Below are 13,995 nucleotides of genomic sequence, written 5' to 3' on the forward strand. Positions count from 1 at the left end.
GATGTCCGACCTCGATACTTTCCGGTCCGAAACGCGTGCGTGGCTCGCGGAGAATTGCCCGCCCGAGATGCGCAAGCCGGTGCGCTCGGAGGACGACGTCTGCTGGGGCGGGCGCCAGTTCAAGCCTTCCAGCCCTGCGCAAAAGGAGTGGCTCGACAAGATGGCGGCGAAGGGCTGGACCGTGCCCGACTGGCCCAAGGCGTATGGCGGCGGTGGATTGTCGCCCGCGGAGACGAAGATCCTGCGCGAAGAGATGGCGGCAATAAAGGCGCGCAACCCACTCAATTCGTTCGGTATCTCGATGCTCGGGCCGGCGTTGCTCAAATACGGGACCGAGGAGCAGAAGCTCGATCACCTGACCAAGATCGCGCGCGGCGAGATCCGCTGGTGCCAGGGGTATTCGGAGCCGAATGCGGGCTCCGATCTTGCCGGGCTTGCGACCTCCGCGGAGGACAAGGGCGACCATTATCTCGTCAACGGGCAGAAGGTGTGGACGTCCTATGCCGACAAGGCCGACTGGATCTTCTGCCTCGTCCGCACCGACAAGACGTCGAAGCAGGGCGGGATCAGCTTCGTGCTGTTCGACATGGCGTCGCCGGGCGTCTCGACCAAGCCGATCCTGCTGATCAGCGGCAATTCGCCGTTCTGCGAAACGTTCTTCGACAATGTCGAGGTGCCCAAGGTCAACCGCGTCTACGAGGAGAACAAGGGCTGGGACGTCGCGAAATACCTGCTCGGGCATGAGCGCGAGATGATCTCGGGGATGGGGCTGGCGTCGAGCGGCGGCAATCCGCTGATCGACGGGGCGATCGCGACCGTCGGGCTTGGGCATGACGGGCGGCTGGCCGACCCGCTGCTGCGCGCGTCGATCGCGCTGTTCGAGGTGCGGGCGAAGGCATTCGGGGCGATGTCCGAGCGGTTCATCGACGAGTTGAAGGCGGGCAAGGCGCACCCTGCCCAGCCGAGCATGATGAAATATTACGGGACCGAGCTGAACAAGGGCCGGTACGAATTGATGATGGCGGCGGGCGGGTCGGATGCGCTCGAATGGGACAGCGAGCGGTCGCGCGGCGGTGCGATCCCGCGATCGTGGCTGCGCACCAAGGCGAACTCGATCGAGGGCGGGACGAGTGAGATCCAGCTCAACATCATCGCCAAGCGGATCCTGGAATTGCCGGCCTGACGCGCGCCTGACCGCGCACGTCACCCCAGCGAAAGCTGGGGTCTCCCCGTAACGAAACGCCCCCTAGCCGCACGATACCCCAGCTTCCGCTGGGGTGACGGAGGTCTTCGGGGCGACGGAGTAATCTAAAATGCCACTGTATCTAGACGACGACCAGACCGTCCTTCAGGACACCATCCGCGATTTCGTCGCGGAGCACGCGCCGGTCAGCCACATGCGCGCGTTGCGCGATGCCGACGACAAGACCGGTTTCTCGCGCGACCTGTGGAAGCAGTTCGCGGAGATGGGCTTTACCGGCATCCTGATCGGCGAGGACCAGGGCGGGCTCGGGCTCGGGCATGTCGAGGCGGGCGTGGTGCTGGAGGAAATCGGGCGCAACCTCTCCCCCTCCCCGTTCCTCTCCACCGCGGTCGCGGCGGTCGAGGCCTTGAAGGGCACGGCGCAGGGCGAACGCTGGTTCCCCGGCATCATCGCTGGTGAGACCGTCGCGGCATTGGCGATCGACGAGGGCGCCAAGCACCGCGATACGGTGGCGATGGCCGCCGAACGTTCAGGCAACGGCTTCAAACTGACCGGCGCCAAACGGTTCGTCACGCATGGCCACACCGCCGACTTGATCATCGTCGCCGCACGTACCGGCGGTAGTGCCGACGACAATGATGGGATCACGTTGTTTGCTGTGCCGAAGGACGCTGCGGGGCTGACGGCGAACGCCGAGCGCCTTGCGGATTCGAGCTTGGCTGCACGACTGGAGTTCGAGGGCGTCGAGGTCGATGCGGACGCGGTGATCGGCGAGGTCGATGCAGGTCGTACCCCACTCGACCGACTCCTGCGCGCGGGCCGCACCGGCGCATCGGCGGAGCTGCTCGGCGTCGGCGGCGGCGCGATGGACATGACGATCGGCTACATGAAGGAGCGCAAGCAGTTCGGGGCGCTGATCGGCAGTTTCCAGGCGCTCCAGCACCGGGCCGCGCATCTGTATTCGGAAATGGAAGTCGCGCGGGCGGCCGTGTTGAAGGCACAGCAACTGCTCGACGAGGGCAGCGACCGCGCGGACGAGGCGGTGTCGGTGGCCAAGGCGATGACCGCGCTGGCGACCACGCTTAGCGTACAGGAAGGCATCCAGATGCATGGCGGCATCGGCATGACCGACGAGTACGACATCGGCTTCTACATGAAGCGCGCGCGCGTGCTGGCGGAGATGTTCGGTGATGCCAACTTCCATGCGGACCGACTGGCGGTAGCGGCGGGGTATTGACCCGAACCTGTCCCCCCGCGAAGGCGGGGGCCCAATCTGGGCTCCTGCATTTGCAGGAGAACAAGGAAGTCAGATGACCGCGGAAACTGCCGATACGTCGCCCGAAGCACTCGCGCAGGGCCTCGTCGACCTGCTCGAGATCGAGGAGGTCGATACCGATCTTTACGTCGGCAAGCGCCAGCCAGGCGGCGTCGGTCGCGTATTCGGCGGGCAGGTCATCGCGCAGGCCTTGCAGGCGGCGCAACGCTCGACCGAAGGCCCCAAGGCCGCGCACTCGCTGCACGCGTATTTCATGCGGCCGGGCAACGAGGACTATCCGATCGTCTTCCGCGTCGTCCGCGACTTCGAAGGCCGCAGCTTCGCCACCCGGCGCGTGATCGCGATGCAGAAGGGGCAGCCGATCCTCAACATGGCGGCGTCTTTCCAGATGCCGGAAGAGGGGCTGCACCATCAGGATGCGATGCCCGACGTGCCTGCGCCTGAAACCCTGCGCTCCGACCGCGACCTGCGGCTGGAGAATATCGACGGCATTCCCGAGAAATTCCGCGCGCACATGTTGCGTTGGCGGCCGATCGAGGTGCGCCCGGTCAACCCTCGCAGCTGGATCGATCCCGAACCGCAGGAGCCGCATTATGCCAACTGGTTCCGCCTGGTCGCACCGATCGGCGACGATCCGGCCATGCACCGCGCGATCCTCGCCTACGCATCGGACATGGCGCTGCTCGGCACCGCGCTACTGCCGCATGGCAAGAACTGGATCACGCCGGGCCTACAGACCGCCAGTCTCGACCATTCGCTGTGGCTGCACGAGGATTTTCGCGCCGACGACTGGTTGCTCTACGCGTGCGACAGCCCATGGTCGGGCCACGCGCGCGGCTTCAACCGCGGCAAGATCTACGCAAGAGACGGCCGGCTCGTCGCCAGCGTCGCGCAGGAAGGCCTGATCCGGATGCGCCAGTAACCTGCGCGGTTACTTGCGTACCCAGACCTTCTCGCCACCGATCCATGTCTCGCTGACCTTGGTCGCGCGCAGGTCGGTCGGCGAGGCGAGCGTAGGGTCCTTGTCGACGACGATGAAGTCCGCGCGCTGGCCCGGCGCCAAAGCACCGAACTGCTTCTCGGCGAACCCGGCATACGCCGCTGCGCCCGTCATCGCCCACCACGCCTGTTCGCGGGTGACGAGCTCCTGCGGCTGCCAGCCGCCCTGGGGTTGGCCATCGGCATCCTGCCGCGTGAACGCAGCAGCCCAGGTCGCGAACGGATCGGGCTTCTCGACCGGGAAGTCGGTGCCGAACGCAAGCTTGGCGCCGTTGGTCAGCATCGATTTCCACGCATAGGCGCCGACGAGCCGGTTCGGCCCGAGCCGCGCCTCCGCCATCTTCCAGTCGCTGGTCGCGTGGGTCGGCTGCATCGACGCGATGGTGCCGTATTTGCCGAACCGCGGCAGGTCGCTCGGATCGACGATCTGTGCATGCTCGATCCGCCAGCGGCGATCGCCGGTATAGGTGTCGCTCTCGACCTGGATCGCGTCGAGCACTTCCTGGTTGGCCTTGTCGCCGATCGCGTGGACCGCGACCTGATAGCCGTCCATCGCCGCGCGGCTCATCTGGTTCTGAAGTTGCGCATCGGTCAGGAAGCCGAGGCCCGACTGACCCGGCGCATCGGAATACGGTTTCAGCAGCCACGCGCCGCGCGATCCAAGCGCACCGTCCGCATACAGCTTCACGCCGCCCATCCGCAGGCGATCGTTGTAGAGCCACGGTGTCGGCCCCTTGCCGCCGATCCGGCTCGCGGTGTCGATCCCGAGCGCGTAGCTCATGATCCGCACGCGAAGCCCGCCGATATCCGCCATCCGGCGAAAGGTGAGCCAGTCGTCGAGCGTGGTGCCCATGTCGGCGACAGCGGTGACGCCGTAGCCGAGCAGGATGCTTTGCGCGGTGAGGAACGCTGCGTCGCGCTCCTTGGGCAGCGGTTGCGGCACGACCTTCTCGATCAACGCTTGCGCGCCATCGACGAACACACCCGCGGGGGCGGCGCCGGTCTTCTCGATCCTGCCGCCAGATGGTGAGACCGTCGCATTCGTAACGCCGGCCTCACGCATGGCCTCGCGGTTCGCCCAGCCGGCATGGCCGTCGGCGCGCGACAGCCAGATCGGATGCCCGCCCGAGACGGATTCGAGATCGGCGGCGGTCGGGAAGCGCCCCAGCCCCCAGACCTCCTGGTTCCAGCCGCGCCCGAGGATCCATTTGCGATCGGGATTGCCCGCGATGTACGCCGCGATCCGCGCCTTCGCCTCGTCGAGCGATTTGGTCATCGAAAGATCGAGCGACAACGCGCCGAAGCCCAGTTCGAGGACGTGACCGTGCGCATCGACGAAGCCCGGCAGCACGGTCTTGCCGCCCATGTCGACTCGCCAGTCGTACAGCGGCTTGCCGGCGTTCTTCTTGAGTTCCTTGCGGCTCAGCTTGGGGGCCTCCTCGCCGGGTGGCACGAGCCGCGTCACGCGCCCGTCCTTGTCGATCAGAATCGCCTTGAAGTGGATCACGCGGCCACCGTCGGCGACCGTGATCCCGTTGACGTTGTCGACGATCCCATCGGCCAGGGCGGGGGGCGAGAGCAGCGCGATCGCGGCTGCGGAAACCATCAGACGCATCACTTCGGCAATCTCCGTACCAGCGCGCTCGTATCCTGACGCGCGCCGCCCATATTCTGCACGTCCGCGTAGAATTGATCGACCAGCGCCGCGACCGGCAGCACCGCGCCGTTGCGTCGCGCTTCGTCCAGCGCGAGGCCCAGATCCTTGCGCATCCAGTCGACCGCGAAGCCGAAGTCGAACTCGTCCTTCGCCATCGTCGGCCAGCGATTGACCATCTGCCAGCTCTGCGCCGCGCCGCCCGAGATCGCCTCGAACACCTTGTCGAGATCGAGCCCGGAGTTTTGGGCGAACCGCAGCGATTCGGCGACGCCCTGGATGACGCCGGCGATCGCGATCTGATTGCACATCTTGGTCGTCTGGCCCGCGCCTGCCTCGCCGACATGGACGATGCGTGCGGCATAGGCCTGCATGAAGGGTTCTGCCTTCGCCATCGCCTCGGCCGAACCGCCGCACATGATCGAGAGCTTGCCGTTCTCCGCGCCAGCCTGTCCGCCCGATACGGGTGCGTCGACTACCAGCGTGCGCTCACCCGCGAGGCGTCGCGCGATCGAGGCGGAAACGGTAGTGTGATCGACGAATACCGCATCGTCGCGCATCGCCGCGAACGCGCCGTCGTCGCCTAAAGTGACCGAGGCCAGATCGTCGTCGTTGCCGACGCAGGCGAACACGGCCTCGGCGTCCTTCACCGCTGCCGCGGGCGTGTCGGCGACCTTGCCGCCATATTTATCGGCCCATGCCAACGCCTTGGCCTGAGTCCGATTATAGACGGTGACGTCGTGTCCTGCCGCGGCGAGGTGCCCCGCCATCGGCGCGCCCATGACGCCGGTTCCGATGAATGCCAGTTTTGCCATAGCCTTCGCGCATAAGCGGTGTTTCCCACGCGCGCCAGATGGTCTAGCGGGTCGGGCATGGCTACCCACGCTGCCGTAGCGGCACCCACCCTCCCCGTCTCGATCGACGACGTCCGCGTCGCGCATGACCGGATCCGCGACTCGATCGTCCGCACGCCGACGCTGATCAGCAAGACGCTGAGCAAGATGACCGGCGCGACGGTGTATCTGAAGTTCGAGAACCTCCAGTTCACCGCGGCGTACAAGGAGCGCGGCGCGCTCAACACGCTGTTGCAGCTGTCGGCGGAAGCGCGCGCGAAGGGCGTCATCGCCGCGTCGGCGGGCAATCACGCGCAGGGCCTCGCCTATCACGCCAACCGGCTCGGCATTCCGACGACGATCGTGATGCCGACCAACACGCCGACCGTGAAGGTCATGCAGACCGAAGGGCACGGCGCCAACGTCGTGCTGCACGCCGAGACGTTCGACGCGGCCTATGCGCACGCGCGTATCCTGGAGGGCGAATGCGGCTTCACCTTCGTCCATCCGTTCGACGATCCCCGCGTCATCGCCGGCCAAGGCACCGTCGCGATCGAGATGCTCGAGGACGTGCCACAGCTCGATACTCTGGTCATCCCGATCGGTGGCGGCGGGCTGATCTCGGGCATGTCGACGGTCGCGCGGGCTTTGAGCGAAGCGCCAGGCGGTCACCCGATCGAGGTCGTCGGCGTGCAGGCCGAGCTGTTCCCATCGATGTATAACCGGATCAACGGCACCGACATGGCGTGTGCCGGCGATACGCTGGCGGAGGGCATCGCGGTCAAGGAGCCGGGCGCGATCACCTCGAAAATCGTCGCCGAACTGGTCGATGACATCGTCCTCGTCAGCGAACGCAGCCTGGAAGAGTCGGTCAGCCTGCTGCTCCAGATCGAGAAGACGGTGGTCGAGGGGGCTGGTGCTGCCGGACTCGCCGCGCTGCTGTCGCATCCCGAGCGGTTCGCGGGGAAGACCGTCGGCATCGTGCTGTGCGGCGGCAACATCGATACGCGGCTGCTCGCGAACGTGCTGTTGCGCGATCTGGCGCGGTCGGGTCGCCTCGCAAGGCTCCGGATCCGGTTGCAGGACAAGCCCGGCGCGCTGTTCCATGTCGCGCGGATCTTCGATCAGGAGCGCGTCAACATCATCGAGATCTATCACCAGCGCGTCTTCACGACGTTGCCGGCGAAGGGCCTGATTACAGACATCGAATGCGAGCTCCGCGACCGTGCACATCTCGATCGGCTAGTGGGGGCGTTGCGGGCTGGCGGTTACGAGACGTCGACCGTCGAGCTGGCATGATCCCATTCTGATACGGTGATTTACCGCGTTAACCGACATTCGTGGTAAACCAATTGCACGTTTGCGCTGGGCGGCCATATACGAGGCGACGCGGCTGATCGCGCCTGCCTGAAGGACTTAGCGTTCGGTGACTGCGCCTTTCCGTTTCCCGCGCTTTTTCGTCACCAGCCCTGCGCCGTGCCCGTATCTGCCGGATCGGCAGGAGCGAAAGGTGTTCACCGAGCTGACCGGTCCGCATGCGAACGAGCTGAACGATGCGCTCGGGCGGATCGGCTTTCGTCGCAGCCAGGGAGTTGCTTACCGACCGTCCTGCGCGGGGTGCACGGCGTGCGTCTCGGTCCGCGTAGTGACCGACGAGTTCGTGCCCAACGCGACGCAGCGCAAACTGCTCAAGCGGCTCGGCGATATCGAAGTGACCGCATGTAAGGCGTGGGCGACCGATGAGCAGTTCCAGTTGCTGCGTCGTTACCTCGGGACGCGGCATCCGGGCGGCGGCATGGCGGGGATGGACGAGGACGACTATGCCGACATGATCGAGCATTCGCCAGTCAATTCGGTGATCGTCGAGTACCGCGAGCCGTCGGTCGATGGGGTGCAGGGCGCGCTGATTGGCGCCTGCTTGACCGATCGGCAGGCGGATGGGCTGTCGATGGTCTACAGCTTCTTTGCGGCGGACGACGCGGCGCGGCCGGGGCTCGGCAACTTCATCATCATGGACCACATCCTGCGCGCGCGCGATGCCGGGCTGCCGTACGTGTATCTTGGATACTGGGTGAAGGGCTCGCCGCGGATGGAGTACAAGACGCGGTATCGACCACTGGAAGTGCTGGGGCCGGCGGGGTGGCGACGGCTGGAGGATGCTGATGTGGCGACGACGCCAGCGCGGGTTACGGCACTGGTCTGAAGACGTGGGACTCATTTTTAGTCCACTTGCGGATCCCAAGAACCACCACCCCGGCGAAGGCCGGGGTCCAATTGGGAAACGCTGCTAATTGAGTGCGGCCCTCCGTTAAGACCACCTTGCCATTGGGCCCCGGCCTTCGCCGGGGTAGTACACTGGCAGAAAATCCGTCGCCCCCTTGTTCTCTCGCTAAGACGGGAGCCTAGTCTGGGTCGCTGCCTTTGCGAGGAACCAAATTTAGTCCTCGCGCTGCACCACGACGTCAACGTCGAGTTCCTCGCCACCCTCACCCAGTCGCGACCCCGCCACCGGCGCTGCTCCCGCCGCATCGAGCGCCATTGCGACACGGACGTAGTGCTCCTCGGGGGACATCCCCGTGCACGGATCGAACCCGACCCATCCAAGCCCGTCGACGAACGCCTCCGCCCAGCCGTGTGGGGTCGGCAGATGCACGACCTCGTGATCGTTATGGTGATAGCCCGAAACATACCGCGCCGGCGCCCCTAGCGACCGCGCGGCAACGGCGAACATCTGCGCCATGTCGCGCGGCGTGGCGCTGTCCATGCGAAACGCGGCGGCGGCCGTCCGACCGGGTTCGGGACGTCCAGCATCGAACGAGAACCTCGCGTGAAATGCTCGGTTCAACCGATGTAACGCGCCGATGCGATCGCGAGCGCCTTCGGCCGCATTGGCGGCGAACTTGCCGATAGCTGTATCGAGAACGGTCGCCTCGGTGGACCGGAGGAACAGCGCAGGCGGGAGCGTCTCGTGCACGCCGTGCAGGACGCCGTCGGAATGGCTGGTCAGCACCTCACCTTTGACGGTGATTTCGATCCCGTCGACCGGCCCTTCGGCGTACAGCATCGTCACCGCATTGCCGAAGCCGTCACGCCCCGGCCGCAGCCGCGCGTCGCAATCGACGTCGATCCGCCACGACGCCACCGTCTGGTCATGCGTGTTCTCGGGCGTCAGCCGGAGCATCTGCACCAGCCGCCCCTGCGGCTGCGCGAAGCGGTAGATCGTGTGATGGTCGATCGACAACCGCATCAGAGGAACTTGAACTGACGGCCGATCGCGCCGTGCAGCAGCGCGTTCTCGGCGATGAACGCCTGGAGATACTGGTGCAGCCCGGAGGCGATGACCTCGCCCGATCGCGTCTTAGCCATCCGCGACGCGCGCATACGCGCCATCCGGTCCGCCTCGCCGTGGTTGCCGGTGCGCTTGGCGAGCAGGTTGAGCACGTCGACGGTCTCCTCGACCGATGCGGCCAGGCTGCGCGGCAGTTCGGACCGTGCAAGGAGCAGGTCGATGACGTCGGCAGGCCGCAGCCCGTCATTGTAAAGCCAGCGATAGGCGGTGACGGCGGACACGGTCTGAAGGATCGTCGTCCACTGATCGCGATCGATCGCACCGCCGAGCCTTTCGCCCTCGGGCAGCAGGATGTGATATTTGACGTCGAGCAACCGCGCGGTGTTGTCCGCGCGCTCTACCGCCTGGCCGAGCCGGATGAACCACGTCGTCTGGTTGCGGAGCATGCGGTGGACCGCGCCCTCGAACCCGCGCGTCTCGTTCTTGACCGCCTCGACGAGGTTGAGCTGCGAGGTCGTGCTTCCCGGCGTGGCACGGTTCTCGAACAACAGCCAGGCGCGGTTGATCGCGGTCCAGGCTTCGCGGGTTAGCGCGGTGCGGACCGCCTTGGCATTGTTGCGTGCCATGTCGAGGCATCGGACGATCGATCCCGGATGGCTCGAATCGAGCGTCAGGAACCGCACGACGTCGCGTTGCCCGATCTCCACGCCGGTCGTGGCGAACGCTTCGTCGGTTTCGGTGACGGCCAGCGCAGACGCCCAGGCGGCGTCGCCCGAGGGTTGCGACGAAAGCACATCGAGGCGGACGGTGGCTTCGACTAGCCGCGCGATGAAGTCGGCGCGTTCGAAATAGCGGCCGAGCCAGTAGAGCGAGGATGCGGTGCGCGACAGCATCAGGAATTCCCGCCGGACGTCTGTGCACCGAGGGTCTGCGTCATACCGCCCATCGTCTGGGTCATGCCGCCGGCGTTCATCCGCTGCGACTGGTCGGCCATGAGCACGAAACTGTCCTTGGTGCCGCCGCCCTGGCTGGAATTGACCACGAGCGAACCTTCCTTGAGCGCGACGCGGGTGAGGCCGCCGGGCACGACCTGGACGCCCTTTGAACCGCTCAGCACGAAGGGGCGAAAGTCGACATGGCGTGGGCTGAGGCCACCTTTCGCCATCGTCGGGACGGTCGACAGAGCAAGCGTCGGCTGCGCGATGTAGCGATGCGGCTCGGCAATGAGCGCGGCGCGGAAATCCTCGATCTCCTGCTTCGATGCGGTCGGGCCGACGAGCATGCCGTAGCCACCCGATCCGTCGACCAGCTTGACGACGACGTCTTCGAGATTGTCGAGGACGAACTTCAGCGCCCGTGGTTCGCGGCAGCGCCACGTCTCGACGTTGCGCAACTTGCACTCGCCGCCGGAGTAGAACTTCACGATGTCAGGCATGTAGCTGTAGATCGCCTTGTCGTCGGCGATGCCGTTGCCCGGCGCATTCATGATCGCGACGTTGCCGGCGGCGTAGGCTGCGATCAGGCCTGGGACGCCGAGCGCGGAGTCGGGACGGAACACTAGCGGATCAAGATAATCGTCGTCGATCCGGCGATAGATCACGTCGACCTTCACCCGCCCCGCGATCGTCCGCATCCAAACCACGTCGTCGTCCACGACAAGATCGGCAGCCTCGACGAGTTCGATACCCATCGAATCCGCGAGGAAGCTGTGCTCGTAATAGGCCGAGTTATAGTGGCCCGGGGTCAGCAGCACGCACGTCGGGTTGGAGCCCGTGCCGTGCGGCGCAACCGACTTCATCGTTTCGAGCAGCAGATCGGGATAGCTGTCGACCGCCGCGACGCGGAACTCGCGGAACAGTTCGGGGCAGAGCCGGAGCATCGCCTCGCGGTTCTCCAGCATGTAGCTGACGCCCGACGGCGTGCGTGCGTTATCCTCCAGGACGAAGAAATCGTCGGGGCCTGTGCGGACAAGATCGATCCCACAGATATGCGCCCATACGCCGTGCGGCGGGCGGATCCCGGCGATCTCCGGCCGAAACTGCGCGTTGCCAAGCACGAGGTCCTCGGGGAGGATGCCCTCTTTCAGAATCCGGCGCTCGCCGTAGATGTCGTCGAGGAACGCGTTGATCGCCTCGACGCGCTGGATCAGGCCCTCGGAAAGTCGCGTCCACTCGTCGTGCAAGAACACGCGAGGAACGATGTCGAACGGGATGATCCGCTCGGCCGCCTCGTTCTCGCCGTAGACCGCAAAGGTGATACCGAGCTGCCGGAACGTCGTCTCGGCGGCTTCCTGCCGGCGTCGCAGTTCGGCGTCGGGCGTGTCCTCGATCCACTTGCCGAGAGCCGCCAGTTCGGGCCGGGCGGTCGTGTCGCCCGGTGTGCCCATAATCTCGTCGAACGCTTGTTTCCCCATCGAAACGGTCAATTCCCCATCAAGCGTTGCGGTTCCATGCTGCAACGCATCGCTGCGCTGCACAAGTGCGAAACAACGGGTCTTCGGCGTATTGCTCCCCTCCCTGGAAGGGAGGGGCTGGGGGTGGGTCGGCTTGAGGCGGGCGCTGCGTTAGCCAATGGGCCGACCCACCCCTAACCCCTCCCTGTCAGGGAGGGGAATCCTCTTAGGCTCCCAAGCCTTTCAGTAGGCCGGGGGTCAGAACCTGTGGGAGGACCGTGGGCTCGGCTGCGCCTGGTGCGTAATAGAGATACAGCGGCACGCCCGCGCGGTTATGCGCCTGGATGAAGCGACCCATTACCGGGTCGCCGTCGGTCCAGTCGCCGATCAAGGCCGCCACCTTGTGCTTGGCGAAAGCGTCGCGGACGCCGGTGGTGTCGATCGCCGCCTTCTCGTTGACCTTGCACGTCAGGCACCAGTCGGCGGTGAAGTACACGAACACCGGACGCTTCTCGGCGCGCAGCGAGGCGAGCTTGGCCTCGGTGAATGCCTCGTCGCCAGCGGTCGCTACTTTGGCGGACACTGGCGGCGCGCGCGAGATCAGCACTGCGCTGCCGATGAACACGACCAGCAGCAGAACCTGCGCCACCACGCCGAACGACTTGCCCTTGCGCTGGCGGGAGCCACCGATCCACAGCACCGCGCCGATCGCCAGCACCGCGACCAGCGCTAGCGTCAGCGTATCCACGCCGGTCTGGCGCCCGAGCACCCAGCCGAGCGCGATCGCGGTGAGGAACATCGGCACCGACAGGATGTGACGAAACGTCTCCATCCACGCGCCGGGCTTAGGCAACCACCGCCGCCACGAAGGAATGAACCCGATCGCGAGGAACGGGAGCGACAAGCCGATCCCGAGCCCGCCGAACACGGCGAGCGCCGCCGGCCATGGCAGCACCAGCGCCGCACCGAGTGCTGCGCCCATGAACGGCCCTGTGCACGGCGTCGCAATGAACGCGGCAAGTGCTCCGGTCGCGAATGCGCCGCTCGCACCACTCTCGCCGGCAAAGCGGGGGGTGGGGACCTCGAACAGGCCGGCGAGATTGAACGCGATCGCGGTGCTCAGCAGCAGCAATGCGACGATCGCACCGGGGTGCTGCAACTGGAACGCCCAGCCGACCGCGGACCCGCCTGCGCGCAGAGCCAGGATCGCGCCGCCGAGACCGAGGCACACCAGCACGACGCCCGCGGTATAGGCCAAGGCCTCGCCGCGCGCGTCCTTCTCGCTCGCGCCGCCGCGGGCGAGGCTCAGCGCCTTCAGGCTCAGGATCGGGAACACGCACGGCATGATGTTGAGGATCAGCCCGCCGAGCACTGCGCCGGCGAATGCGATCAGCGCGGTCAGCCAGAGGCTCTCGCCGTTCGCGCTCGTAGCGTCGCCGCCGGCCGCTTCGGCCACCACGCCGGGCGTAGCCTTGACGCCGAGCCCCTGCCCGTCGCCGATCCGGAGCACGCCCTCGATCGGTCCGCCAACCTTGGCGTTCGCGGCGACCTTGGTGCTGATCGTCAGTCGGTCGCCATCGCGCGTGACCGTCTGCGCCGCGCCATTCTCGATCGCGCCGGTGGTGACCGGGAAGAAATACGCCTTGTCGATCTTCGCGCCTGCGGGGAACGGCACCGCGATCCGCATCGTCCCGTTGCTCACGGCGTAGGTCCCGCCGGCATCAAGCGGCTTGGGGATCGCCTGACGCCAGCCCGCGAACGCGGCGGCCTGAGATGGCGCGCCATCACCGATCGTAAGGTCGAGCGAGAGCGCCTTATCTTCGGGTACGCAGATCGTCGCCGAGCAGACGAGGTAGCTCGTCTTCAGGCGGATGGAGAATCTCGACCCCGCCGCCAGCCCCGCCGGAACCTGGATCGTCACGAGCGGCGCATAGGGCGCCTCGTAGACATAGTTCATCAGGCCAGCGATCAGCAGCGTCGTCGGCACCGGCCATTCGGGCTCGCCCGCCTTCGCGCCCGTCGGCAAGGTCCAGTCGAAGGTTGCCGGAAAGCCCGCATCGCCGGGGTTGCGCCAATAGCCGTGCCAGCCTGTCTCGGGCGTCGTCGCGAGCGCGATCGTCAGCGGCGCGCCGGCTTTCGGGTGATCGCTTTCGGCGACCAGTTTCATCATCAGATGCTGGCTGGAGCCGTTCAGCGATTCCGCAAGCGCGGACGCACTCGCCAGCCCGCAGACGGCCAGCAAGACCGTCATGAGGACGCAACGTAATCCGCGCATGGCCATCCTTGTTTCGTTCATCGCGCAAAGCCATAGCGGTGACGATCTCGTATTGCACTTCAAAGCGACGGCC

11 protein-coding genes are annotated in these 13,995 nt (G+C 66.1%); 5 read left to right on the forward strand and 6 right to left on the reverse strand.

What is annotated here, in order from left to right; all coding sequences use genetic code 11:
* Position 1: 1 nt before the first annotated feature.
* The 3 genes from C8J47_RS08220 (at position 2) to C8J47_RS08230 (ending at position 3,402) form a co-directional block, all read left to right on the forward strand.
* Entirely contained in the window at positions 2-1,183 is a 1,182-nt protein-coding gene (locus C8J47_RS08220) for an acyl-CoA dehydrogenase family protein (protein ID WP_121885210.1), read from the forward strand.
* 130 nt (positions 1,184-1,313) lie between these two features.
* Complete coding sequence (locus tag C8J47_RS08225) at positions 1,314-2,441, forward strand: acyl-CoA dehydrogenase family protein (RefSeq protein WP_121885211.1); 1,128 nt, start codon at positions 1,314-1,316, stop codon at positions 2,439-2,441.
* Between the two features lie 73 nt (positions 2,442-2,514).
* On the forward strand, positions 2,515-3,402 hold the full coding sequence (locus C8J47_RS08230) for an acyl-CoA thioesterase II (RefSeq protein ID WP_121885212.1): 888 nt from the start codon (positions 2,515-2,517) through the stop codon (positions 3,400-3,402).
* Between the two features lie 9 nt (positions 3,403-3,411).
* On the opposite strand, the gene C8J47_RS08235 is transcribed toward C8J47_RS08230, so the two are convergent.
* Entirely contained in the window at positions 3,412-5,085 is a 1,674-nt protein-coding gene (locus C8J47_RS08235; protein WP_121885418.1) for an amidohydrolase, read from the reverse strand.
* 8 nt (positions 5,086-5,093) lie between these two features.
* Positions 5,094-5,948: an NAD(P)-dependent oxidoreductase gene (locus C8J47_RS08240; RefSeq protein WP_121885213.1), complete on the reverse strand. Its 855-nt coding sequence runs from the start codon at positions 5,946-5,948 to the stop codon at positions 5,094-5,096.
* A 57-nt stretch (positions 5,949-6,005) separates the two neighbouring features.
* On the opposite strand from C8J47_RS08240, the gene C8J47_RS08245 reads away from it, so the two are divergent.
* Together C8J47_RS08245 and C8J47_RS08250 are read left to right on the forward strand one after the other, a co-directional pair.
* Positions 6,006-7,265, forward strand: coding sequence for a threonine ammonia-lyase (locus C8J47_RS08245; protein WP_121885214.1), 1,260 nt, complete (start codon positions 6,006-6,008; stop codon positions 7,263-7,265).
* Positions 7,266-7,392: 127 nt separating this feature from the next.
* A complete protein-coding gene (locus C8J47_RS08250) occupies positions 7,393-8,169 on the forward strand; it encodes an arginyltransferase (RefSeq protein ID WP_121885215.1) in 777 nt (258 codons plus the stop codon).
* Positions 8,170-8,403: 234 nt separating this feature from the next.
* On the opposite strand, the gene C8J47_RS08255 is transcribed toward C8J47_RS08250, so the two are convergent.
* The 4 genes from C8J47_RS08255 to C8J47_RS08270 all read right to left on the reverse strand — a co-directional run bounded on the left by C8J47_RS08255 (position 8,404) and on the right by C8J47_RS08270 (position 13,922).
* Positions 8,404-9,213, reverse strand: a complete 810-nt coding sequence (locus C8J47_RS08255; protein WP_121885216.1) for a transglutaminase family protein — start codon at positions 9,211-9,213, stop codon at positions 8,404-8,406.
* Positions 9,213-10,148: an alpha-E domain-containing protein gene (locus C8J47_RS08260; protein ID WP_121885217.1), complete on the reverse strand. Its 936-nt coding sequence runs from the start codon at positions 10,146-10,148 to the stop codon at positions 9,213-9,215. The genes C8J47_RS08255 and C8J47_RS08260 overlap by 1 nt, the downstream gene beginning before the upstream one ends.
* Positions 10,148-11,668 (reverse strand): circularly permuted type 2 ATP-grasp protein, encoded by a 1,521-nt coding sequence (locus C8J47_RS08265; RefSeq protein WP_121885218.1) that lies wholly within the window; start codon positions 11,666-11,668, stop codon positions 10,148-10,150. The genes C8J47_RS08260 and C8J47_RS08265 overlap by 1 nt, the downstream gene beginning before the upstream one ends.
* A gap of 205 nt (positions 11,669-11,873) precedes the next feature.
* Positions 11,874-13,922: a protein-disulfide reductase DsbD gene (locus C8J47_RS08270; RefSeq protein WP_183129051.1), complete on the reverse strand. Its 2,049-nt coding sequence runs from the start codon at positions 13,920-13,922 to the stop codon at positions 11,874-11,876.
* Between the last annotated feature and the right edge of the window lie 73 nt (positions 13,923-13,995).

It is taken from the genome of Sphingomonas sp. PP-F2F-G114-C0414 (assembly GCF_003688595.1).
GTDB lineage: Bacteria > Pseudomonadota > Alphaproteobacteria > Sphingomonadales > Sphingomonadaceae > Sphingomonas.

Coding starts and splice junctions, on each gene's coding strand:
- C8J47_RS08230 (WP_121885212.1), top strand. CDS start 2,515: ATGACCGCGGAAACTGCCGATACGTCGCCCGAAGCACTCGCGCAGGGC.
- C8J47_RS08270 (WP_183129051.1), bottom strand. CDS start 13,922: ATGCGCGGATTACGTTGCGTCCTCATGACGGTCTTGCTGGCCGTCTGC.
- C8J47_RS08225 (WP_121885211.1), top strand. CDS start 1,314: ATGCCACTGTATCTAGACGACGACCAGACCGTCCTTCAGGACACCATC.
- C8J47_RS08235 (WP_121885418.1), bottom strand. CDS start 5,085: ATGGTTTCCGCAGCCGCGATCGCGCTGCTCTCGCCCCCCGCCCTGGCC.
- C8J47_RS08220 (WP_121885210.1), top strand. CDS start 2: ATGTCCGACCTCGATACTTTCCGGTCCGAAACGCGTGCGTGGCTCGCG.
- C8J47_RS08265 (WP_121885218.1), bottom strand. CDS start 11,668: ATGGGGAAACAAGCGTTCGACGAGATTATGGGCACACCGGGCGACACG.
- C8J47_RS08240 (WP_121885213.1), bottom strand. CDS start 5,948: ATGGCAAAACTGGCATTCATCGGAACCGGCGTCATGGGCGCGCCGATG.
- C8J47_RS08260 (WP_121885217.1), bottom strand. CDS start 10,148: ATGCTGTCGCGCACCGCATCCTCGCTCTACTGGCTCGGCCGCTATTTC.
- C8J47_RS08245 (WP_121885214.1), top strand. CDS start 6,006: ATGGCTACCCACGCTGCCGTAGCGGCACCCACCCTCCCCGTCTCGATC.
- C8J47_RS08255 (WP_121885216.1), bottom strand. CDS start 9,213: ATGCGGTTGTCGATCGACCATCACACGATCTACCGCTTCGCGCAGCCG.